The sequence below is a fragment of the Bradyrhizobium sp. ORS 86 genome (assembly GCF_045571475.1).
Lineage (GTDB): Bacteria > Pseudomonadota > Alphaproteobacteria > Rhizobiales > Xanthobacteraceae > Bradyrhizobium.
Map to the genome: position 1 here is coordinate 5016163 of NZ_CP120699.1, position 21866 is coordinate 5038028.

19 protein-coding genes and 1 pseudogene are annotated in these 21866 nt (G+C 64.7%); 6 read left to right on the forward strand and 14 right to left on the reverse strand.

Annotation, left to right across the window (positions count from 1 at the left end; genetic code table 11):
• Positions 1-32 precede the first annotated feature (32 nt).
• On the reverse strand, positions 33-1268 hold the full coding sequence (locus tag P6U25_RS23400; RefSeq protein WP_407147128.1) for a nitrate/nitrite transporter: 1236 nt from the start codon (positions 1266-1268) through the stop codon (positions 33-35).
• A 473-nt stretch (positions 1269-1741) separates the two neighbouring features.
• Between P6U25_RS23400 and P6U25_RS23405 the strand changes: the two genes are divergently transcribed.
• The gene (locus P6U25_RS23405) at positions 1742-3253 is read left to right on the forward strand and encodes a helicase HerA domain-containing protein (RefSeq protein WP_407147129.1); all 1512 of its coding nucleotides are present in this window, start codon (positions 1742-1744) and stop codon (positions 3251-3253) included.
• Between the two features lie 52 nt (positions 3254-3305).
• Here P6U25_RS23405 and P6U25_RS23410 read toward each other — a convergent pair whose 3' ends face one another.
• Both P6U25_RS23410 and P6U25_RS23415 read right to left on the reverse strand, forming a co-directional pair.
• Positions 3306-4358 carry a hypothetical protein gene (locus P6U25_RS23410; protein ID WP_407147130.1) on the reverse strand — a complete coding sequence of 351 codons (1053 nt, stop codon included), beginning with the start codon at positions 4356-4358 and terminating at the stop codon, positions 3306-3308.
• A complete protein-coding gene (locus tag P6U25_RS23415) occupies positions 4355-4996 on the reverse strand; it encodes a TetR/AcrR family transcriptional regulator (RefSeq protein WP_407147131.1) in 642 nt (213 codons plus the stop codon). The genes P6U25_RS23410 and P6U25_RS23415 overlap by 4 nt, the downstream gene beginning before the upstream one ends.
• Positions 4997-5177: 181 nt before the next feature.
• Here P6U25_RS23415 and P6U25_RS23420 point away from each other — a divergent pair.
• From P6U25_RS23420 to P6U25_RS23430, 3 genes and pseudogenes are all read left to right on the forward strand, one after another.
• Positions 5178-6385 (forward strand): annotated as a pseudogene (locus P6U25_RS23420) (ABC transporter substrate-binding protein).
• An 18-nt stretch (positions 6386-6403) separates the two neighbouring features.
• The gene (locus P6U25_RS23425; RefSeq protein WP_407147132.1) at positions 6404-7177 is read left to right on the forward strand and encodes a crotonase/enoyl-CoA hydratase family protein; all 774 of its coding nucleotides are present in this window, start codon (positions 6404-6406) and stop codon (positions 7175-7177) included.
• A 3-nt stretch (positions 7178-7180) separates the two neighbouring features.
• The gene (locus P6U25_RS23430) at positions 7181-8194 is read left to right on the forward strand and encodes an NADPH:quinone oxidoreductase family protein (protein WP_407147133.1); all 1014 of its coding nucleotides are present in this window, start codon (positions 7181-7183) and stop codon (positions 8192-8194) included.
• Between the two features lie 494 nt (positions 8195-8688).
• On the opposite strand, the gene P6U25_RS23435 is transcribed toward P6U25_RS23430, so the two are convergent.
• The 7 genes from P6U25_RS23435 to dinB form a co-directional block, all read right to left on the reverse strand.
• Positions 8689-9150, reverse strand: a complete 462-nt coding sequence (locus tag P6U25_RS23435; RefSeq protein WP_407147134.1) for a hypothetical protein — start codon at positions 9148-9150, stop codon at positions 8689-8691.
• A gap of 4 nt (positions 9151-9154) precedes the next feature.
• Entirely contained in the window at positions 9155-10288 is a 1134-nt protein-coding gene (locus P6U25_RS23440) for a thiolase family protein (RefSeq protein ID WP_407147135.1), read from the reverse strand.
• On the reverse strand, positions 10285-11772 hold the full coding sequence (locus P6U25_RS23445; RefSeq protein ID WP_407147136.1) for an AMP-binding protein: 1488 nt from the start codon (positions 11770-11772) through the stop codon (positions 10285-10287). The genes P6U25_RS23440 and P6U25_RS23445 overlap by 4 nt, the downstream gene beginning before the upstream one ends.
• Positions 11769-12323: a biotin transporter BioY gene (locus P6U25_RS23450; protein ID WP_407147137.1), complete on the reverse strand. Its 555-nt coding sequence runs from the start codon at positions 12321-12323 to the stop codon at positions 11769-11771. Before P6U25_RS23450 ends, P6U25_RS23445 begins: the two co-directional genes overlap by 4 nt.
• The gene (locus P6U25_RS23455) at positions 12323-12946 is read right to left on the reverse strand and encodes an energy-coupling factor transporter transmembrane component T family protein (protein WP_407147138.1); all 624 of its coding nucleotides are present in this window, start codon (positions 12944-12946) and stop codon (positions 12323-12325) included. Before P6U25_RS23455 ends, P6U25_RS23450 begins: the two co-directional genes overlap by 1 nt.
• Positions 12943-13647 carry an energy-coupling factor ABC transporter ATP-binding protein gene (locus P6U25_RS23460; protein ID WP_407147139.1) on the reverse strand — a complete coding sequence of 235 codons (705 nt, stop codon included), beginning with the start codon at positions 13645-13647 and terminating at the stop codon, positions 12943-12945. Before P6U25_RS23460 ends, P6U25_RS23455 begins: the two co-directional genes overlap by 4 nt.
• A 306-nt stretch (positions 13648-13953) precedes the next feature.
• A complete protein-coding gene (gene dinB / locus P6U25_RS23465; RefSeq protein WP_407147140.1) occupies positions 13954-15201 on the reverse strand; it encodes a DNA polymerase IV in 1248 nt (415 codons plus the stop codon).
• Positions 15202-15313: 112 nt separating this feature from the next.
• On the opposite strand from dinB, the gene P6U25_RS23470 reads away from it, so the two are divergent.
• The gene (locus P6U25_RS23470; protein ID WP_407147141.1) at positions 15314-15523 is read left to right on the forward strand and encodes a hypothetical protein; all 210 of its coding nucleotides are present in this window, start codon (positions 15314-15316) and stop codon (positions 15521-15523) included.
• A 169-nt stretch (positions 15524-15692) separates the two neighbouring features.
• Entirely contained in the window at positions 15693-16916 is a 1224-nt protein-coding gene (locus tag P6U25_RS23475; RefSeq protein ID WP_407147142.1) for an ABC transporter substrate-binding protein, read from the forward strand.
• 73 nt (positions 16917-16989) lie between these two features.
• Here P6U25_RS23475 and P6U25_RS23480 read toward each other — a convergent pair whose 3' ends face one another.
• Genes P6U25_RS23480 through P6U25_RS23495 form a run of 4 tightly spaced genes read right to left on the reverse strand, consistent with a single transcriptional unit; the run spans position 16990 to position 21865 of the window.
• Positions 16990-18498, reverse strand: a complete 1509-nt coding sequence (locus P6U25_RS23480; RefSeq protein ID WP_407147143.1) for a glycerol-3-phosphate dehydrogenase — start codon at positions 18496-18498, stop codon at positions 16990-16992.
• Positions 18495-19232: a class II aldolase/adducin family protein gene (locus P6U25_RS23485; RefSeq protein ID WP_407147144.1), complete on the reverse strand. Its 738-nt coding sequence runs from the start codon at positions 19230-19232 to the stop codon at positions 18495-18497. Before P6U25_RS23485 ends, P6U25_RS23480 begins: the two co-directional genes overlap by 4 nt.
• A gap of 19 nt (positions 19233-19251) precedes the next feature.
• Positions 19252-20292, reverse strand: coding sequence for a 2-hydroxyacid dehydrogenase (locus P6U25_RS23490; RefSeq protein ID WP_407147145.1), 1041 nt, complete (start codon positions 20290-20292; stop codon positions 19252-19254).
• A complete protein-coding gene (locus P6U25_RS23495) occupies positions 20285-21865 on the reverse strand; it encodes an FGGY family carbohydrate kinase (RefSeq protein WP_407147146.1) in 1581 nt (526 codons plus the stop codon). Before P6U25_RS23495 ends, P6U25_RS23490 begins: the two co-directional genes overlap by 8 nt.
• Position 21866: the final 1 nt, after the last annotated feature.

The following is a 21866-nucleotide window of genomic DNA, read 5'->3' on the forward strand; positions in this document are numbered from 1 at the left end:
CTCCTTCCGCAAGCCGCGCCAAAGCTCGGCTCCTACGCGTTGAGCGGCCTTCCCATCACCGGCGCCCGACGAACTTCGGTCAGATAGTTCAGGAACAGCGAGACCGACACAATACCATACAGCAGCATGAAACAGCTTGAGTTGAATCCTAACCAATCACGCAGGCTGCCAAACATGATCGGCAACAGGAAGCCGCCCAGGCCGCCGACCATGCCGACCAGCCCGCTCACGGCGCCCATGCTCTCCGGAAACTCGTCGCCGATATATTTGAAGGTCGATGCCATGCCGAATGCGAAGGTGACGCCGACGATGAACAGCAGCGGGGTGAACATCCAGGGCGTCAGCGCGATCGTGAACTGGCGCGAGCCGTCCACGGTGCGAATCGAAAAATCGGTATGCGGATAAGACAGAAGAAATAGCGCAATCCACGCAGCCCACAGCACCCACCATGTTACGTTGTGGGCGCCAAATCGGTCGGACAACATGCCACCGACAGCGCGCAGAAGGCCTCCAGGAAGAGAGAAACAGGCCGCAAGCAACGCTGCCTGGGCGACCGAGAAACCGTACTCACTGACGAAATATTGCGGCATCCAGATTGACAGCGCGGTGAAGCCGCCGAACACGATCGAATAGTACTGACAATATTTCCACACCCGCCGGTCGCGCATCACCGCAAGTTGCTCCGACAGAGACGCTCCGCCTCTACCCGCTCCGGGATCGGGCGCAGACAGGAACCAGAACAAGACCGCGCTCACCAACAGCGCGGCCGCATAAGCGCGCGGCACCGCTTGCCAACCATAGGCTCCCATCAGCGCTGGAGCGACGAACATATTGAGCGCGGCACCCGCGGTGCCCGCGCCGAATACGCCCATGGCAAACCCGCGCTGGTTGGTGGGAAAGAAGCGCGCGACATAGGGCGTGCCCACCGAGAAGGAAGCTCCTACAAGGCCGAGTGCCAGCCCCAGCAGCAGAAATTGCCACAGTGCGTTCGCGTAGGAAGCAAAGTACAAAGGCACGGCACAAATCAGCAGGAGCAGCGTCATCAGGATGCGTCCCCCGACCCGGTCGGTCCAGATGCCAAGCGGCAGGCGGAACAGTGAGCCAGTCAGCACCGGGGTCGCAGTCAGAAGGCCAAACTCGGTCGCGTTGAGGTGAAGTTCATCGCGCAGCGGAATGCCAATGACGCCGAACATCATCCAGACGGCAAAGCAGATCAGGAATGCCCAGGTACTTGCCAGCAGAACGGTGATGCTGCGCGCGTTCGACATGTCCCCTCACACCTCCGGCGCTGCGCCAGATCGTTTGAAAGAAACCTCAAGACGCAGATGACCGCACACCACGGGTGCCAACACCCCACCGACTGCGGCAATCCGCGTGAGCAGACCCCCTAACGTTGAAGTATGCAGAGAATACACCTACTTTACAATATCCCAACGTCATTGACGGAACGGGGACGCCTTCTCCCCGCCACATTCCTGCGACCGCTGCTACGGCGTCATCGCCTCTGCAGAGGTATGGCGGAAGGAATCGCCGCCCTCACTGCCTGCAGCGCTTCGGGAAACGCATGCAATTTTCTGACAATTCACAGCCTTTTGGTTGATGGAGATCGCTTCAGATTTTCCTCATGTCAAAGCGGCGTTGCCGCTGCGTCCACAGTCAGCCGTCCTCCGAAACATGAGGCGCTCGACTGGCCGCGATCAGGTTGGTAAGCCCCACCCGCAAGGAGACTTTGAGTCGGGACATGACCGTTGCGATCGAGATGGGGCACACGACGGCGGGCGGCTCGGCCACTCTGGACCTCGAGGAACTGCTGGCAACGCGGCTGCTGGTGCAAGGTAATTCGGGGTCCGGCAAATCCCATCTGCTGCGCCGGCTGCTGGAACAGAGTGCCCCATGGGTGCAGCAGACCATCGTTGACCCGGAAGGCGACTTCGTCACGCTGGCCGAATGTTTTGGTCACCTCGTCATCGATGCCGAGGACCATACCGAACGCGGCCTGCAGGTCGCCGGCGAGCGAGCGCGGATTCATCGTGTCTCCACGGTGCTCAATCTCGAAGGGCTCGATGCCGAGAACCAGATGCGGCGCGCCGCCGCTTACCTGAACGGACTGTTCGAGATCGCCCGCGATCACTGGTATCCGATGCTGGTGGTGGTCGATGAGGCCCAGTTGTTCGCGCCGGCGGTTGCCGGGGAGGTGTCGGACGAGGCGCGCAAATTGTCCCTCGGGGCCATGACGAATCTGATGTGCCGCGGCCGCAAACGTGGTCTTGCGGGCGTGATCGCGACCCAGCGACTGGCAAAGCTTGCCAAGAACGTCGCGGCGGAGGCGTCGAATTTCCTGATGGGCCGCACCTTCCTGGATATCGACATGGCGCGCGCCGCCGACCTCCTGGGCATGGAGCGCCGGCAGGCCGAAGCGTTCCGCGATCTCGAACGCGGTCAATTCATGGCGCTGGGCCCCGCCCTCTCCCGTCGTCCCGTGGGTCTGCGCATTGGAGCCACCGAAACCCAGCCGCGCAATGCGCCGGCGAGACTCGTTCCGCTCCCTGGAGCGGCGCTGGAGGACGCGCGGGCCGTTATCCTTGCGGCACCGCCCCCCGAGCATAGCCGGCCCCAGCGCCGGCCGGCGCCGGATCTGCTCGGCCAACTCATGGCCGCGAAGTCCGCAGCGGCGGAGATGCGTCCCGACGTCGTGGAGCAGGCCCTCAGCGCTGAGGAATTGGCGGAGCGGCGGGCGCGGCTCGACCGCATCCTGTGCGCCATCCTGGCGGAACCTGACGCGGGCTTCCGCGCCATCGGCGTCCTCTATCAGGAGTTCGTGGTCCGCTGCCGGATCGAGGGCCTCGGCGCGGCCGTGCCTGACCTCGGTGACTTCCGGCGCATGCTGACACACGCCCGCGCCGGGCTTGCCACCGACATGGCAGAGGATGACACGTGGCAGGATGTCTCGGTCCGCGCCTCCATCCTGCCCGAGGACATGCAGGGTGTGTTCATGATGATCGCACGCGCGGCGAAGGAAGCCCGGCCCTGCCCAAGCGATGCCGCGATTGCCCGTGCCTATGGCACGCATTCGTTTCGCCGCGCACGACGTTTGCTGACCTACATCGAGGAGCAAGGCCTCATCGTCTGCCAACTTGACGGTACCGGTCGACGAATCGTGACGCTCGTCGAACTGGCCTGGGCGACGGCTCCGGGTGATCCAAATGCCGAGGAGCTGTCCGTCGAGGCGGACCCAAGCAGCCTGGCTCAATGACGCGATGCTCGGGCACGCCAGGCTGAACCTCCTCCAATCCCACCTTTGCCCGCTAGCGAAATTGCCAGCACCAATACGGGTCGCCGCGATCGCGCCGCTCCGTGACGTCGACGCGAATGAAGCGGTCGTGCGCCAGCGCGGCGCCAACCCACAGCTCATTCCATGCGTCAAAGACGGCCGAAGACAAAGCCTCGCGCTCCGCCATCAGGCGCCATGATGTCTGCCGGACGGTTGCGAGGCCGCGTTCCATCAGCAGTTGCGTATCGTCGCCCTGCCCGGCCGCAAGCCTGGCGAAGGCGGCGGCGAACCCTGCGGCTCCTGGGCCGACGCCTCCCAGCAGCGATGCGACCTCGTCAAACGTGTGCATTCCGACCAGTCGCGCGGCCGCGCCGGCGAGATGGCCACCCACTTCGGGGCCGAGCACTGCGATCGTCTCCGGAACGATCGAGGTGATGTATTCCATCGCATAGTTGCGCAGCACCTTCTGCAGCCGCGCTTCCGGCCAGGCATTTTCGGGGAGCCGCGGGGCGAGATCGGCCCGGAACGGAGGGCAACGCTCACCGGGCGAAAACTGCAAGCGTTCCTCGGGAGCGAGGTCGTGATCCCACTCCTTGTAGTAGCCTTCGAGGCCGGGCTGTCCGTCCACGGTCTGGCCCGTGCATACGAACCCCAGTCTCGGATTGCCGAGAACGACGCCGTTGTTGGCGTGCCAGCCCCACAACATCGCGCGGGACACCTCCGACGGGATGCCGCAGATCGCCGTCCCCGACCAGATCCACCGCGGCGGCGGATAGCGGACCCAGGCCTTTGTGTCGCTCTCGTAGACATACTCGACCTTCACGCCGCCGACCTGGTTCGAGAGATAGTGATATTGTGCGCAGGCGACCGCGTGAGGAAGCTGATCGAGGCCGAGCTTCTTCAGGCCCGGAACGAAACGCGCTAGCTGCTGGCGCCTGAACGTCCTGAACACCACGTCGGCGGCGCGGATAGCACCGGCGCGGGACGAGATCATCAGGATCAGCCCCGTCAGGTAGGAGTGATAGATCAGCTCGATCGCGCGATAGGCCGCGATGTCGTCCTTTGTGATCCCCGATCCCTGGCTCATTTCTTCTTCTCCAAGCCGGCGACCACGAAGTCGGCAATCTGCTCTGCCAGACGCTTCTTCGCCGCCTGTGTTTCCCCCGAGCGCGGCTGGTACCAGCGCGACGTCCAGTTCAGGGCGCCGAGCAGCGGCTTTGCCGCGAGTTTCGCATCCACCGGCCTGAACTCGCCGGACTCAGCGCCATCCTGGATGACGCGGATATAGAGGTTCTCATTCGCCTCGCGCAGCGCGGCGACCTCCGCAAGCTCCGCCCGTTCGCTTTCGTTGGTGCGCTCCAGAAGATGCAATTCGAGCCCCTGCGCGATCACGCGCAGATACGGCAGGCGATCGATGACCAGGATCGTGTGCGCGACCGCCATGCCGTGCAGTCGCTCGCGCGCGGACAATTTCGCTTCGAAGGACGGCCGGATCGCGGCTTCCGTCAGCTCCATGCCGCGGCGATGCACCGCGAAGAACAGCTCCGACTTGCTGCGGTAGTAGTAATAGATCGCGCCTTTGGTCGAGCCGATCTCGTCGCTGACCCGATCGAGCGACGTCGCGGCGAAGCCCTGGCGCATGAAGGCGCGCGCAGCAGCATCGAGAATATCGCCCCTGCGATCGGCCAGCGGTTGGCTGCTCTCAATCCTGCCCAGCTTGCTCACATGGCTCTCCTATCGTCGGCACCGTTGACATCACAACATACTACTCGGTAGGTTTCAACATACTACTCGGTATTTAAGGCAGGACGAGGGTCGGGTTGGTGACGGCCGATCGCCCCTCGTCGAGAACGGCACGGTCATCGCCGCACAACAAGAAAAGGCAGGTTGGAAAATGACAGCAAAGATGAAAGCGGGCGCCGCGGTCGCCGGGCTTCTGGCGATCCTGACGGCTTCCTCCGCGACGGCCCAGGTGTCCGACAACGTCGTGCGCATCGGCATCCTCAACGACATGACCGGAATCTATGCGGATGCCGGCGGCAAGGGCTCGATCCTTGCGGCCCAGCTCGCGGCCGAGGATTTCGGCGGCAAGGTCGCCGGCGCGCCGATCGAGATCGTCTCGGCCGACCACGCCAACAAGCCCGATATCGCAGCCAATCTCGCCCGCCAGGAATACGACGCCCAGGGTGTCGACGTCATCGCCGACGGCGGCTCGTCGGCGGCGGCGCTCGCGATGCAGAACGTGTCGCGCGAGCGCAAGAAGATCATCCTGCTGTCAGGCCCCGCCACCGCCGAGATCACCGGCAAGGCCTGTTCGCCGTACAGCTTCCACTGGATGTACGACACCTATGCGCTCGCCGCGGCTCCTCCGGCGGGCGTGTTGAAGCGCGGCGGCGACACCTGGTTCTTCATCACCGCCGACTACGCGTTCGGCAAGTCGATGGAGAGCGAGGCGACGAAGCGGATCGTCGCCGACGGTGGCAAGGTGATCGGCGGCGTGCGTTCGCCACTCGACACGCCGGACTTCTCCTCGTTCCTGTTGCAGGCACAGGGCTCCGGCGCCAAGGTGCTTGCGCTGGCGACCGCCGGGAGCGATACCAGCAACGCGATCAAGCAGGCGCAGGAATACAACGTGATCGGACCGAATACCCAGGTCGTCACCTTCCTGATGTTCATCAACGACGTCGACGCCATGGGCCTCAGGAACGGACAGGGCCTCGTCTCCTCGACGACCTACTATCATGACCTCGACGATGGCAGCCGCGCATTCGCAAAGCGCTTCTGGGACAAGATGGGACGGCCGCCGTCGATCGTGCAGGCCGGCGTCTACAGCTCGGTGGTCCACTATTTGAAGGCGGTCGCCGCGACAGGAACTGACGACGGCGACAAGGTCGCCGCCAAGATGCGCGAGCTGCCGGTCGAGGATGCCTTCACCCACGGCGCCAGGATCCGCGCCGATGGTCGCCTGCTGCGCGATCTCTACGTGACCGAGGTGAAGAAGCCGGAGGAATCGAAAGGCCCTGGGATTATTGGAAGATCGTTGCCACCATCCCCGGAGATAAAGCGTGGCGGCCCGTCGACGAGAGCGAGTGCCCGCTTCTGAAAACTCACTGAACCAGGGAGCGTCGGGGCATGGCGGATCACCGCAAGCTTGTTGTCGAGACCGATGGTCCGGTCACCATCATCACCATCAATCGCCCGGAGGTTCGCAATGCGCTCGACAACGAAACTGCGTCGGCCCTGACCGCTGCGCTGCGCGCGTTTGACGCGGCGCCTGACCAGGCCGTGGCGATCCTGACCGGAGCCGGAGGTCACTTCTGCGCCGGCGCCGACCTGAAGGAGCTCGCTGCGGGCCGCGAGTACCGGCCGTGGGCGGGCGATCCCGATGGTCCGTGCCATGACCTGCTCTCGAAGCCGGTCATCGCCGCGGTGGCAGGCTACGCGTGCGCGGGCGGCCTCGGCGTCGCGCTGCGCTGCGACCTCCGCGTGGCGGAGGAAGGCGCGACCTTTGCCGTCTTGTCGCGGCGATGGGGCGTTCCGATGAGCGACGGCACCACGGTGAGGTTGCCGCGCCTGATCGGCGCCGGACGAGCGCTCGACATGCTGCTGACCGCAAGGAAGGTGTCGGGAGCAGAAGCCGTCGCGATGGGGCTTGCCGACCGGCTGGTGCCGAACGGGCAGGCCCTGCCCGCGGCGATCGCGCTCGCGCGCGAAATCGCCGCCTTTCCCCAGATCGCCATGCGCTCGGACAGGATGTCCGCGATACGTCAATGGAATCTGTCGGAGGAGCAGGCGCTCGCGCTTGAAACCAGCCTGTCGATCGAGGCGAGGCAGAAGGAAGCACGCAGCGGCGCTGCCCGCTTCGCAGCCGGCGCGGGGCGTCACGGCTCGATCGAGAAGGAATAGTTCATGCGCGCGGTGGTTGGACATCAGTTTGGCGGCATCGACGACTTGCGTCTCGAAGATGTGCCTGCTCCGTATCTTGCGCCAGGCACTATCCGCATCTCGGTCCGCGCGGCCGGCGTGAGCTTTGCAAACCTGTTGTTCATTGCAGGCAAGCACCAGAACCGACCATCGCTGCCCTTCATTCCCGGAACGGAGATCGCCGGCATCGTCACCGAAATCGCTTCCGATGCCGCGACGCCGCTCAGCGTCGGCGACCGCGTGTGTGCCGGATTGCCCTCGGGCGGATTTGCCGAGGAAGCCATCGTCGATGCCGGCAACGTCTTCGCAATTCCCGATGCGCTGAGCTTTGCCGGCGCGACGCTGTTTCCGACCATCTATGCAACGGCCTATGCCGGCCTGACTTGGCGTGCCAACCTCAAGGCCGGCGAAACCCTGCTCGTCCACGGCGCGGCCGGAGCAAGCGGATTGGCCGCAGTCGAGATCGGCCGCGCGCTGGGGGCGCGGGTGATCGCGACGGCCGGCGGCGAGCATAAGCTCGATGCCGTCAGGCGTTTCGGCGCGCATCACGCAATCGACTACAAGCGCCAGGATTTTCGCGAGGCCGTTCTCGAGCTCACCAACGGACGCGGCGCCGACGTCGTATTCGATCCGGTGGGCGGCGACGTCTTCGACAATTCCCTGCGCTGCATCGCCCCGCTCGGCCGCATCCTGCCGATCGGCTTCGCCTCCGGCCGCATCCCCCAAATACCCGCCAACATCGTCTTGGTGAAGAACCTCACGGTGATCGGTCTCTATTGGGGATTCTACATGGCATGGGGTAAGTCCAGGGCCAATACAGCGCTGCGCGCGCAAGTCAGGACCTTGTTCGACGAGCTGTTTGCGCTCTTTGCGGCCGGACAGCTCGGCGCTCCGGTCGACCAGACGCTTCCCCTTGCGCAATTCGCCGACGGCCTTCGACGCGTCGAGCAGAGGCGAGTCATTGGCAAGGTTGTCCTTGTCCCAGGAGAAGCGGCGTGACCGGACAAGCCCCGTCGGACTGACTTGGCGCAATATCGCGGCCTGTGCACGTTCGATTTCGGCTGGACGTGGCCACTCCTGTTGCCATGCGACCGCCACAGCGGATGTTGTACGCGCGAGTCTCCGTTCGTCGTCCTGGCGAAAGCCGAGCCGCATCCACTGCCGTCGTCCCGGCGCAGGGCGGGACCCATAACCACCGCACTTGGTGATGAATGGGATTGTGGCCCCGGCGTCGTGCAACAATAAACATTTGGGGTAATGGGTCCCGGTCTTCGCCGGGACGACGCTGGGGATAGTTCTCACGCGATGTCTCAACACCGTCATTGCGAGAAACGAAGCGACGAAGCATCCATCGATCCGCATATACGCACTCGTCAGTTGCACAATCGGCGTCCACCGCATCTCGACCCAGCACTCGTGACGATCGCGAAGCGCCCCTCAAGCGGGTGAGACGGGTATTTCATACACTGAATTGATCTTCTTGATTGGCAGATTCAGCGCGCGTCGTAGAAGACGTCGACGACAGTCAACGTCAGCGCAGCCTTGCGGGTTTCAACGAGCTTCATTGCACAGGCGGTTTCGACACGAACAAAGTTGCGCGCCGGCGTGACCGAGAGGAATTCTGCCTGCAGGACCAGCGGCGCGTTCGTCTCGACGGGATGCCTGAAGCGGACATGGCGATATTCGGCGACCAGGCATTTCTCGAAATGCGTGACGCTGTAAGTCTCTTGCAGCAGGCGCGGAAGCCGCAGCAACAATAGATTGCCGGGCACGATGGTGCGACCACCCGGCAGTTCCAGCTTGGCTCGCTCGACATCGGAGTGAATCCACTGGCGATCACCGCTGAGTTCGACGAGGCGATCGACGTCGGACTGAGCGAGCGTAAATGGCTCGCTCCGCAGTCCGACGCCGACGAACGCGGCAAGGTCGGCTGGGCGGTCGACACGAACTAGCATGAGCCTACTCCACGCGAAGCAGCACGGCGGAGCCAAGTCCGCCTGCCGCAGCGATCGCCGCAAGTCCGGTCGCCCCCGCATGCATGCTCTGCAATTCGTGCCAGGCGCGCACCGCCACGATCGCCCCGGACGCGCCGATCGGATGCCCACGTGCCAGCGCGCCGCCGCCAGGATTGACGAGGGTAGGCTCGAGGTCGAGCGCGCGGATACAGGCCATGGCCTGAACGGCGAAGGCCTCCATGATTTCTGCGACAGCAAGGGACGATGTGGTCAATCCCGCACGACGCAGAGCCGCGCGCGAAGCCTCAATCGGCGCCAACCCCGGGCGCTCGGGATCACCGCCCGTCCGCCCGGCACCGACGACACGGATCACGCGAGTGGAGCAATGCAAGGACGCCAGCGTGCGCTCCGACACCAAGAGCACCGCGGCGGCGGCATCGGCTTCGACCGCGACGGTCGCGGCAGTCACGCCATGGGTCGCACTGCCTGCAAGAACGGGAAGTCGCGCACAAAGACCGGCCGTCAGACGGCGGGCAAAAGGATCTCCCGCATGCTCCGCGACGGGCACGAATTCCTGCGCCGGGACGCCGCGAGCCAGCGCCTTGCGGTGGCTCTCGATGGCGAACGCCTCTTGATGATCGCGCGTGATGTTCCACTCCGCCGCGAGCATCGCGGCGGCCGGAATCATGTCGGGATCACGCTTCGGCCAGGGCGCGAAAGGCGGCCTGTCGTAGGGCTGCGCGGCCTCATCGGGAACGAGCGGGCGGCGCGCGCGGATTGGACTACGGCTAAAGCTTTCGACGCCGCCCGCGATGATGGCATCGGCTTCTCCGGCCTTGATGCGCGCGGCCCCCAGCAGGATCGCATCGAGGCCTGCGCAACATTGGGTGTCGATCGTGCTTGCCGGAACCTCGGCGGGTAATCCTGCTTTCAGCGCCGCGACGCGTGCCGGGTTGCCGCCGCCATACAGCGCGTTGCCCAGGATCACCTCGTCGACATCGGACGGTGGAAGACCCGCGTCGTCGAGCACCGCTCGAATGGACGCTTCGGCCAGATCGACGGCCTCGACCCTGGCAAACGCGCCGCCGCGCGGCACGACCCCGGTGCGACGCGCGGCAACGATGAAAGCCGCGCTCATGATAGTCTCCGCGCCATCGTGCCCGCGCTCCAGGCCTGGCGCAGCCGGTCGAAATCAGTTTTTCCGGAGCGTGTCAGAGGCCATTCCGGCACACTCGCATAAACACGCGGCACCTTGTAGAGCGGCAGCACCGCGCGCAGGTAAGCAATGAGTTCCGACGCGGCGACGATCGCATCCGCGCGCGTGTTGATGAGCCCGATCAATCGCTCGCCGCGGCTGGCGTCGGGCGCGCCGAGCACGGCCGCGGCCGCGACCGCGGGGTGACGTTCCAGCACTCGCTCGACTTCCTCGGGATAGACGTTCTTTCCGGACGTCACGATCTTCCGGCTGGCGCGGCCGACCAAATGCAGGAATCCATCAGCATCGAGGTAACCGATGTCACCGACCGACACAGCATCGCCGTGACGGAGCAGATCGGATGATTCACCGCAGGCATAATTCATGAACAGAAACGGGCTCTCGACGAACACATAGCCGTTCTTTCCGGCTCGCAGGGATCGGCCCGCACGGTCCCGGATCGTCACCACAGCGCCCGAGAAGGCGCGGCCGACCGATGTTTCGGGACTGCCTTCGTCGGCCTTCGCCACCGTCATGAAGCTCGTCTCCGAGGCGCCGTAGAATTCAGCGATACGGGCATTGGGAAACACGCGCCGCAACGGCGCGCGCTGTTCCGCCGGCAGCTTGGCACCTGACGACAGGACCCAGCGCATCGAGACGAGCGAAGCATCGCCCGCGGCCTTGACGATCATCTGGAGCTGCGCCGGCACAGCATAGAGCACAGTCGCACGCTCGGCTTCGATCAGGCGCACGACCGTGTCAGGTCGGAATTTTCGGCAGAGAATGACGCGGGCGCCGACGTTGAGCCCGTGGACGAGCGCGTAAAGGAACAGCGAGTGGGTGAGCGTCCCGGGCGCGAGGATCACGTCCTCTGCGCCAATTCCAAACTCCTTTGCGTCGTGGCGGATGCTCTCGGTCCACGATCGATGATGACGGCGGTAGCCTTTCGGAAGGCCGGTCGATCCCGAGGTAAAGCCGACGTAGAAGGGCTTGAGGCCATCCGGCGCGGCGACCGGGGTTGCTTCGGGCGCCGCGCCGAGGATCGTCGCAAGCTGCGTGAAGGAGGACAAAGGATCGGCAAGGACGATCGCCCGGTCTCCGGCGAACCGGGCATCGAAGCTGATCAGCAAAGCAGAGGATAGCTGCGCCAAGATCGCGCGCGTCATCTCGGCCGGCCAATCGGGATCCAGCACCTGCGCCTCGCGCCCGGCGCGCGCAACCGCGAGAAACAGCAGCGCAAGTGCGGGACCGGTCGGCAGATGCAGCGCGACGCCGCTGCCTTCCGGAGTCGCGGCGGCAATGACGCTCGCCAATCGATTGATCTCGTGGTCGAGATCTCGCCAGGAGATCCGCTGCTCCTCGAATACCAGCGCGTCGCGGTCCGGCGTTCGCACGGCGTGATGCGACAGCGGCTCTGTGATGCTCACGCGCGATACCCGAGCGCGGCCGGATAGGCCTGTTCGGCGGCTTTGGTCAGGAACGCCGCGGCAAGCACCTTGACGAGGTCACCCGGCAGGAACACCGAGGTGGCCAGCATCGCCTGCAATGCCCCCATATGCGCCACGATCATGAGACCGATGATGCCACAGCCATAGACGACGACGATTCCGCCGGCGATCGCGGCTGCGAATGCGGCGGCGAACACCGGCACTTTGGTGAGACGCTGCATGACGGCGCCGGTGACGAAAGCGCCGGGAATCCAGCCAAGCAGGAAGCCAGTCGAAGGAGCGAAGAACACGCCGAGCCCGCCTCGCCCGCCCGCCAGAAGCGGCGCACCAAGCGCCACCACGAGCAGCAGCAGCACCACGGCAAGTGCGCCCTGACGCGCCCCGAGCACAATGCCCGCAAGCATCACGCCGAGCGTCTGCGCGGTGATCGGCACGCCGCCGGCCAGCGGGAGATGAAACGTCGGCAGCAGGCCGAGCACTGCGATCATGGCAGCGAGCAGCGAGATTCGAGCAATGGCGCGCGAGTCCATCAGCGTGATCCTTTGGGTTGGCGACCCGCACGGCCGTAGCCGCGCGCATCCAGCGCGTCGGCGACGTGGTCGGCAAGTCGCAGTGTCTCAATCAGGAACAGGACAACAATGCGAAGCGGAACGCGTCGCTGTGACCTCGACCGCCACGCCTCCTCGCGTGCGTGCCAGTTGGCCAGCAGCACCGGAATGAAACGCAGCACCAGCGCGACCGACAACGCGATCTTCCTGGAGTTGACGCCCAGCGGGCGCAGCAGCCGGAACAGCGGCTCGACGGCTTCCATCAATGCCGACATTGTCGTCGTCATCGTGACGAGATCGGCGACAAGCACCATGACCAGGAGCCGCAGAACCACGCTCGCTCCCTCGTCCCACTGGCTCGACAAGCCCTGCAAGCCGCCGACGATCACGAGCAGCGGAGCGATCGGCCTCAACAGGCCGAGCCGCCGCACCGCGTCGCGGCCCAGCGCCGCATAGATGCCGACCACGACGGCGAGGCAGAGCGCGAGCAGCCGCCAGTCCTGCATCGGCAACAGCACGATACTGATGCCCGCGACCGCGAGGAGCTTGAGACCCGCAGGAAGCCGATGCAGCCACGTCGCGCGGGACAGATACCCGCTCATCATGCCGCGCCGCTCTCCAGCATCAACGCGCCCCGCGCGGCGGCATGCGCCCGGTATTCCGGGAACACCTGCGAAGGCGTGCCGTCGGCCCTCACCTGCCCCTTCTCCAGCCAGATCACGCGATCGAAATCGTGCAGCAGATCGAGGTCATGGCTCGCCATCACGATCTGCTGCGGCAACCGCGCAAGCCTTGCCGACAGCGACAACCGCGTCGGCAGGTCGAGGCTGGAAAATGGTTCGTCGAGTAGCATTATCTTCGGCTCGGTCGCTAGGATCGCCAGGATGCAGACGAGTTGCTTCTGTCCCTCCGACAGGTCGTGGATCGCGCGATCGATCCACTCGGCGCAGCCGTGATCGGCCAGCAGATCGCTCGCCGCCTGCTTGGCCTGAGCCGCGGTCCGGCCACTTTCGATCAGGCCGAAAGCGACTTCCTCGCCGACGGTCGGAAAGATGATTTGATGGTCAGGATTCTGGAACACGAATCCGACATCGGCGTGCGGTTCCCTGCCCGCCCGCGTCGTGCGATGTCCGTTGACAATCACCTCGCCGCGTTCGGGCGACAGCAGGCCGTTGGCGAGGCGCAACAACGTGCTCTTGCCCGAGCCATTGTCGCCGACCAACCCAATTCGCCGCTCACGCAGCTCGAGCGACAGGCCATCGAAAATCCGGTTGCCTCCCCGACTGAGGCAAACCTGATCGAACACGACCCCAACAGACGGCGCCGCACGGCGAGGCTCGCCCGCATCGCCCTGGTGCCCGCCGGGGCTGCGCCTTGACCGCAAAATATCGAGGAATCCCATAGTCTTCGGCCGTTCTCAAAGCCCCTGTCGCAGGCCAGGAAGCCCGCCACCAGTAGCCCGTGCGCGCCGAAAACTCCACCCGGTCGAATGAGTGGATGTCTAGGATCTGAGCGGGTTTGCCCGATCCATTGGTATTGGGGAACGGAGATAGCTGACACTCCCGGCTGGCTTGCCCTGCACCCAGACCGACGATCGAGATACCGTCACTGGCTACAGATCCTTCTCGGCCAGCTTGCGGAACGCGTCAGGCACCGAACGAGAGAAGCCAAGTGCCACCGAGCCGTATCCGATCGCATCCCATCCGAAGCGATCGCGGATCTTGTCGATGGCGCAGTCTGCCGCCCAACGCGCCAAGCCGAGCTTGCTGCCGGGGCGACGCGCCTGATCGTCAAGCCCGAACGGGAGCTCGAGTTCGAGATCCCAGTGCTCCTCGAGATGCGAGACGGAGATCGCCAGCAACGAGATGATCTTCTCATCCGGGTGATCGGCCAGGATCGTACGCACCAATTCCTCGGCAAGCTCGGCGAGGATCATGGTGGCCGAGATCGGCACATCGAGCGTGGTCGAGCGCGTCACCGAGCTCAAGTCGGCGAAACGCACGCGCACCGTGATCGTTCGGCCGGGCCTGGACTTTGCGCGGAGCCGAGTGGCGACGCGATCTGCGAGGTGAAGCAGGGTCGGGCGGATGACGCGCTCAGCGGCGGGTTTCCTGCCGATCGCCGACTGCGCCCCAGCCGATCGGGCCCGACGGTGAGGCTTCAGTTGCCGAGGATCACGATTCCAGGCCAGCTCCGAGAGTTTCTGCCCCGCCGCCGGTCCGAGCAACCGCTCGAGCGACCAGCCGGGCAATTTGGCAAGCTGCCCAATCGTCGACACGCCGATTGCCGCCAGCCGAGCCTTGGTGACCGGGCCCACGCCCCACATCAATTCGACCGGCAGTTGGTGCAGGAATTCCAGCTCACGGGCGGGATCGACCACCACGAGCCCGTCAGGCTTGGCAACCTGCGAGGCGATCTTGGCGAGGTGCTTGGTGCGTGCGACACCCACCGAAATCGGCAGGCCAAGCTCGGTGCGCACGCGCCGGCGGATCGCCGCCGCGATTTCGGCGGGCGTGCCGAACAGATGGGTGCAGCCGGCAACGTCGGCAAAGGCCTCATCGATCGAGATCCGTTCCACGAGCGGCGTGAAATCGCCGAGCACCCCGATGGCGGCGTCACCCAGCCGCTGATAGTCCTTGAAGTGGCCGCCGACAAAGATGAGCTGCGGACACAACTCGCGCGCCTGGCGTCCCGACATGCCGCCACGGATTCCGAATGCCCTCGCTTCGTACGAAGCGGCAAGCACCACTCCGGCACCGACGGCAATAGGCTGGCCACGCAAGGATGGATCCAGCAGTTGCTCAACCGACGCATAAAATGCATCCAGGTCCGCGTGGAGGATGGTGCCTGCTGTTGCCATCCCAACCGTTCACCTGTGCTGACCAAAACTTGATGCCGCTATCGCAGGGCAGCGATTGACATGAGAACAAAATAGGAACATCATCAAGGCCGGTCAATCGGGAATCTTCGATATGCCAGCCGTTTCAAAGACGCTGCAAAGGCGCGATCCGTTGGATCGGGCGGCCGATCAAGTGATCGCGGCGTGCGACGGCGACCCGCGTGCCGCGGTCCGCGCGCTGATCGTCGCCAAGGGACTTCTCGAAGCTGAACTGGAAGACATCTGCGCGGCGACGTCGAAGGGTTACGCGCGCGGACGAAGCACAGGGCGTGCGCGGGATTAGGCCTCGCATAAGCGCGCATTTTCCTTCAGGCGGCATCTGATCGATTTTGTTGCTTGAGCTGAGTTGTCGAAGCGTCGCGTTGGCGCAGAGCGCCATGCTCGGGAAGAGGTTGTGGTGGGCAAGTAACTCCTGCAGTAGACGCCCCGATATCCTCCACTCGAGAACGGAAATGATCTGGACCAAAGCTTCGCCATTTTCATTGCTGATTGCGCTCGGCACTTCTCTGTTGTTCGCGGCAAGTACCGCTCGCGCCGACGACGGCGTATTGCGCGTCGGCATCATCACCGACATGAGCGGGCAGTATTCCGATGGCAACGGCACCGGCTCGGTGATCGCGGCGCAAATGGCGGCCGAGGAAATCGGCGGCACGGTCGCGGGACGCCGGATCGAGATCATCTCGGCCGATCACCAGAACAAGCCCGATGTGGCGGCCGGAATCGTCCGCAACTGGATCGATACCAAGGGCGTCGACGTGATCGCCGAGGGTGTGAATTCAGCCGTGGCACTCGCCATCCAGACCGTGACCCGCGAGCGCAAGAAGCTGTTCCTGATCTCAGGCTCCGGCTCGTCGGAACTCACCGGCAAGCAGTGCTCGCCAACAAGCGTGCAATGGACCTACGACACCTATGCCTCCTCGAACGCCACCGCCAAAGCCGTGGTCGCGCGCGGCGGCACACCGTGGTTTTTCCTCACCGCGGATTATGCGTTCGGCCAGGCGCTGGAGCGCGACGCGAGCAAGGCGGTGACGGCTGCCGGCGGCAAGGTGCTGGGCGCGGTCCGGCATCCCTTCGACACCGCGGATTTCTCGTCATTCCTGCTGCAGGCGCAATCGTCCGGGGCCAAGATCCTGGCGCTCGCCAATGCCGGCTCCGACTTCCGCAACGCGGTCGCCCAGGGCGATGAGTTCAATATCCGCGAGAGCATGCAGGTCGTCGCGCTGCAGGTGACGCTCACCGACGTGCCGGCACTCGGCCTGCAGCATGCGCATGACCTCCTGTTCACGGACTCCTTCTATTGGGACCGCACGCCGGAGACGCGCGCATTCTCGCAGGAGTTCTTCAAGCGGCACGGCGCGATGCCGACGGCATACCAGGCCGGCGTGAATTCCGCGCTGCGGCACTATTTCAAGGCTGTGGCTGCCACCAACTCGGTCGACCCGGAAACGGTGATTGCGCAAATGCGCAGGACGCCGGTCAATGATTTCTTCGCTCAGGGCGGCGTCGTACGCAATGACGGCCGGATGGTGCACGACATGTATCTGATGCGCATCAAGAAGCCGGAGGAGTCCAAGAGCAAGTGGGATCTCTACGAGTATCTCGCGACCATCCCCGGCGACCAGGCCTTCCGTCCGCTCAACGAAGGCGGCTGCCCCTACATCACCAAGACGCAGTGACGATAACTGCGCATGGCAGGGACGATTGCCTCGCCCCTGCCGCTATGCCTGAGCTTCCTCGAACGGCCTCTGTTCACAAGTAGCTTTCGAAGCTATCGCGTTGCGCGCGCGTCAGGTGCAGGCCGTGCTTGGTGCGTCGCTCGAGGAAGTCTGCGGCCCTTGTCGCCCACTCCGTCTCGCGGAGATAGACAGCTTCGCGCTCATAGAAATTGCCACCGAAATGACGACCGAGATCGGCAACACTGCGTGCCGATCCGAGAAGATCGCGTGCGCGCGTACCGTACAGGCGCGCATAGTGGTGGACGACCTGTTGAGGCAAATCGGCGTAGGCGCGTGCCAGGTCGGTCGCAAAGCCCTCGAAGGTGCTGCCGATATCGCCGCCCGGCAGCGGCTTTCGCGCCGTCCACGCCGATGACATCAAGGGAAACCAGGGCTGCAATCGACCGAGTGCGTGCTCGGCGAGCCGGCGATAGGTCGTGATCTTGCCGCCGAAGATCGCGAGCAGCGGCGGCTGCTCCGTCGTTCCATGAACTTCGAAAACGTAGTCTCGCGTCACCGCGGAGGGATTCGCGGAATTATCGTCATAGAGTGGTCGCACGCCGGAAAAGGCGTGCACGATATCCTCTTCGGACGGGGACGCGCGAAAATAACGGCGCAGTATCCCGAGCAGATAGGCAATCTCGCTGCCGTCGATCGCGACGTCCTCCGCGCGGCCGTCATAGGGAATATCCGTGGTCCCGATCAGCGCCAGATCCCCCTCGTAGGGGTTGACGAAGATGACGCGGCGATCCTCGTTCTGAAGCAGATAGGCCTGCGGACCGCTCCAGAACTTCGGCACGACGACGTGGCTGCCCTTGACCAGCCGCACATTGTGCGCCGAGTTCAATCCTGCGACGCCCTGCACGACATCGCGGACCCACGGGCCGGCCGCATTGATAAGCGCTCGCGCCCGCACCACCTGCAGGCGGCCGTCCTCAGCCAGCATCTCGAGGCGCCAGCTCTCTCCCTCCCGTCGAGCGCCCACCGCGCGCGTTCGCGGCAATATCCGGGCGCCGTTGCGGGCGGCATCGATCAGATTGAGGATCACGAGCCTGGCATCGTCGACCCAGCAATCCGAATACTCGAAGCCACGGCGAAACTCGGGACGTAGCGACGCGCCCTCAGGCACCCGGGACAGATCGAGCCCGCGGCTCGGCGGGAGCTGCTTGCGGCCGCCGAGATGATCGTAGAGAAACAGCCCGGTCCGCACCAGCCACGCCGGCCGCTGCTCAGGTGAGTGCGGCAGCACGAAGCGCATCGGCCAGATGATGTGCGGCGCCGACGCCAGCAGCACCTCCCGCTCGATCAAAGCCTCGCGGACCAGGCGAAATTCGTAGTATTCGAGGTAGCGTAGCCCGCCATGCACGAGCTTGCCCGAGCGCGACGAGGTGCCCTCGGCAAAGTCATCCTTCTCGCACAGCAAGACCTTGAGGCCGCGGCCGGCCGCATCTCGGGCAATGCCGGCGCCATTGATGCCGCCACCGATGATGGCGATATCGACGAGCCCGTGGTCACTGCCCGTGCCCGGTGCGGCTGCACTCATCGCGTCCCGCTGCGCTTCTTCTCGACCCGTCGGCGGGCTGCGGCTTTTCCAGCCGTGCGCGCCTTCGCGGGCTTTGGCTTCGGCGTCTGGAGACCATAGGTCGAAAATCCCTGCGCCGTTTCCGCGATCTGGTCCTCGCTGAGAATGTGCGGGGTCTCGAGCGCAAGCGAGAGATAATATTGTCGCGCGATGGTCTCGAGCTCGACCGCAAGCCACATTGCTTTGTCCAGGTTCGGGCCGACGGCAATCATGCCGTGATTGGCCAGCAGGCAGCCGTTGCGGCCCTCGAGTGCGGCGAGCGCGAGTTCGGACAGCTCCGCCGTGCCGTAGCGCGCATAGCCCGCACAGCGAATGTCGTGGCCGCCGAACGCCGCCATCATGTAGTGACAGGCTGGAATCGACTTGCGTGCGATCGCCAGCACCGTGGCATAGGTCGAATGGGTGTGCACGACGCTGCCGACGTCGGGCCGGCCGCGCATGATGTCGAGATGGAAGCGCCATTCAGTGGAGGGCTGCAGCGGGCCTTCCCACGACCCATACTGGCCCTCGAGCGGCATCGATGCGATCATCTCAGGCTTCATCGCGTCGTAGGGCGTCGCCGACGGCGTGATCAGCATCCTGTCCTTGTAGCGGGCGGAGATGTTTCCTGACGTTCCCTGGTTGAGACCCGACGCATTCATCCACCGGCACTTGGTGATGATCGCTTCGCGCAGCTCTCGTTCCTCGCGGGTCATATCAAGGCACCTTTCGTCTTCAGCACGGATTGAGCGGCGGCTCGCCGGCCAGAAAGCGGCGAACCTCCTCGGCCGCCTGGTCGGCGGCAAACGTCACGGTACGCACGGAAGCGCCGGCGATATGCGGCGTCAGCGTGACATTGGGTAATTGCAGCAGCGGCCAGTCGGCCGGCACCGGCTCGACCGCGAATGTGTCAAGCATCGCGCCGCCAAGCCGTCCGGCGGACAACGCTTCGCAGAGCGCCTCATAATCGACCAGCGGGCCGCGCGCGGTATTGATGAAGACCGCATCCGGTTTCATCCGCGCGAGCGCCGCGCGATCGATGAATCCGGTCGTCTCGGCCGTGACCCTTGCATGCAGGCTGATCACGTCGGCACGCGCCAGAAGGTCCGGCAGCGCGACATGCTCGACACCGTCGTTACGGTCCTGTGCCGTGAGCTGAACATAGGGATCGGCCACCAGGATCTTGCAGCCGAACGCCTTGAGCAGCTTCACCACGCGGCTGCCGATCGCGCCATAGCCGACGATACCGACCGTCATCTCGCCGAGCTCGCGGCCCGTGCGGTCGGCGCGATAGAGGTCGCCGCGCCATTCGCCGGCGCGCAGGGATTCATGCCCGCTGCGGATCAGCCGCGTCTCGGCGAGAATGGCGCCGATCGTGAACTCGGCCACCGCGCTCGCGTTGCGTCCCGGAGTGTTGACGACAAGCACCCGGTGATCTCGCGCCGCCTGCATGTCGATGTTGACCGGACCGCCGCGCGAGACCGCGATGAATTTGAGATTCGGCAGCCGCTCCAGCATCGATCGCGATATCGGCGCCAAATGCGTCACAAGCATTGGCGCATCGGCAATGAACTCGGAAATCTCATTTGGATCACCCATGAACTCCTTCAACCCATCGAGCTTGGAGCCGGCATAGCCGTGCTCCATCGGCTCGTCGGGCCATGGCTGCTCCAGGATCCGAATGTCGACAGCGTCGCCGCAAGCCGCCCTGATCCGCTCGGCAAAGACCGACGGCAGCATGAAGCGGTCGCCGATGATGGCGATGGTTCTAGACATGGCCGCCTCCTGTCCGCAGCGCTGCGAGTTGCTTCCAGACGGGCGGCGCGGCCAGCCTTGCGCCGAGATAGGCCGGGAACATCCGCGAATAGAGCGAAGCCAGCTCCGGATCATGCGTTTGCGCCGGGTTGAGACAGGGTGTCACCCAGTCCTCGGCGCACGCCGCCATATCAGGGTATATGGCGGTCGCGACCGCCGCGATCATGGCAGCGCCTGCCGCGCCGGCTTCACCGCGGTTGCAAACGCGGACATTGCACTCGAGCGCGGCGCCCAGGATCGCGCCGAGCGCGCGACTTCGCGCCGCTCCGCCCGTGATCCGCAAGTCACGCGGCAGCGAGCCCATCGCCGCATAGCAATCACGTGCAGCGAAGGCGAGCCCTTCCATCACCGCTCGCATAAGGTCCCAATAGCCGTGACGCGAGCGCAGCCCGAGGAATTGAGCACAGGCTTCATGCGAAACGAATGGACCGCGCTCTCCCGCATCCGAGATGAAAGGATGAAACAGCAGTTCGCCGGGCCGCGCCCCGAGCACCCGCTCATCCAGTCGTCGGATCAGATCGGCGCGCGAACGTGTCACGCCCTCAGCGGCCAGGAGGTCGCGCGCAAGATCGATGAGCCAATCGATATTCAGCGTGGCAGCCATGTTGGACTGCATCTGCGCATAGTGACCGGGCACGGGGAACGGCATGGTGTAGCCAGTGGCCTCGGTGTTCAGCACGACGGCATCGGCGCGTGGAGCGAGCCGCATGTGCATGCCGGTCGATCCGATGATGGTACAGCCGACGTCCGGCGCCGGATCGTAGAGTCCAGCCCCCAACGCATTGCAGATCACGTCGACATAACCAAGGGAAACCGGTACGCCCTGCGGAAGCCCCGTCTCTAGCGCCGCCCCGGCGCTCAGTGGATGCGTCGTCGAGACACCGTCGACAACGTCTGGAAAAAGCGCCACGCAATCGGTGATGCCGATGAGCCTCGCGGTCTCCGCATCGAACCCGCGCTTGCGGAAATTCCCGCATGTAAAGCTCGCTTCCGACGGATCGGTCGCACGCTGGCCGGTGAGCAGAAAATACAGCCAGTCCTTGCAGTGAAAGGCCGTCGCGGCCTGCGACAGCGTCTCCGGCGCGTAAGCTTGCAACCAGGCAAGCTGAGCGCCCTGCTGGCAGGCGTTCAGCCCCGAGCCCGTCCGCTGATAGAGGGCCGTGTTGCGATCGCTGGAGCGGATGTCCTCGACCAGGCTTGCCGCCCGGGAATCCAGCCAGAGCAGCGCGGGCGCGACCGGACGGCCGTCATCATCAATCAGCCACGTGCCGTCGCCCTGCCCCGTGACTGCGATTGCCGCGATCCGCGACGGCAGGTCCGGCACCGCCGCCACCAGACCGCGCAGCGCAGCGACGGTGTCATTCCAGGTCCGCGCCATATCCTGTTCGATACGTCCACCTGGCAACGTGCTGTACGTGTTAGGCAGCGAGAAGTCCGCGAGCTGTCGACCATCTCGCGTGAAGGCGACGGCCTTGATCAGCGATGTTCCGGCATCGATGCCGATAATCACGTCGCGGCTCTGCGGGATCGACATC

What these genes read in the sequence shown, in the direction of transcription:
- P6U25_RS23495 (WP_407147146.1), bottom strand. Translation starts at nt 21,865, where the DNA reads ATGTCGATCCCGCAGAGCCGCGACGTGATTATCGGCATCGATGCCGGA.
- P6U25_RS23425 (WP_407147132.1), top strand. Translation starts at nt 6,404, where the DNA reads ATGGCGGATCACCGCAAGCTTGTTGTCGAGACCGATGGTCCGGTCACC.
- P6U25_RS23470 (WP_407147141.1), top strand. Translation starts at nt 15,314, where the DNA reads ATGCCAGCCGTTTCAAAGACGCTGCAAAGGCGCGATCCGTTGGATCGG.
- dinB (WP_407147140.1), bottom strand. Translation starts at nt 15,201, where the DNA reads ATGGCAACAGCAGGCACCATCCTCCACGCGGACCTGGATGCATTTTAT.
- P6U25_RS23455 (WP_407147138.1), bottom strand. Translation starts at nt 12,946, where the DNA reads ATGATGAGCGGGTATCTGTCCCGCGCGACGTGGCTGCATCGGCTTCCT.
- P6U25_RS23435 (WP_407147134.1), bottom strand. Translation starts at nt 9,150, where the DNA reads ATGCTAGTTCGTGTCGACCGCCCAGCCGACCTTGCCGCGTTCGTCGGC.
- P6U25_RS23430 (WP_407147133.1), top strand. Translation starts at nt 7,181, where the DNA reads ATGCGCGCGGTGGTTGGACATCAGTTTGGCGGCATCGACGACTTGCGT.
- P6U25_RS23485 (WP_407147144.1), bottom strand. Translation starts at nt 19,232, where the DNA reads ATGACCCGCGAGGAACGAGAGCTGCGCGAAGCGATCATCACCAAGTGC.
- P6U25_RS23410 (WP_407147130.1), bottom strand. Translation starts at nt 4,358, where the DNA reads ATGAGCCAGGGATCGGGGATCACAAAGGACGACATCGCGGCCTATCGC.
- P6U25_RS23405 (WP_407147129.1), top strand. Translation starts at nt 1,742, where the DNA reads ATGACCGTTGCGATCGAGATGGGGCACACGACGGCGGGCGGCTCGGCC.
- P6U25_RS23480 (WP_407147143.1), bottom strand. Translation starts at nt 18,498, where the DNA reads ATGAGTGCAGCCGCACCGGGCACGGGCAGTGACCACGGGCTCGTCGAT.
- P6U25_RS23400 (WP_407147128.1), bottom strand. Translation starts at nt 1,268, where the DNA reads ATGTCGAACGCGCGCAGCATCACCGTTCTGCTGGCAAGTACCTGGGCA.
- P6U25_RS23450 (WP_407147137.1), bottom strand. Translation starts at nt 12,323, where the DNA reads ATGGACTCGCGCGCCATTGCTCGAATCTCGCTGCTCGCTGCCATGATC.
- P6U25_RS23475 (WP_407147142.1), top strand. Translation starts at nt 15,693, where the DNA reads ATGATCTGGACCAAAGCTTCGCCATTTTCATTGCTGATTGCGCTCGGC.
- P6U25_RS23490 (WP_407147145.1), bottom strand. Translation starts at nt 20,292, where the DNA reads ATGTCTAGAACCATCGCCATCATCGGCGACCGCTTCATGCTGCCGTCG.
- P6U25_RS23440 (WP_407147135.1), bottom strand. Translation starts at nt 10,288, where the DNA reads ATGAGCGCGGCTTTCATCGTTGCCGCGCGTCGCACCGGGGTCGTGCCG.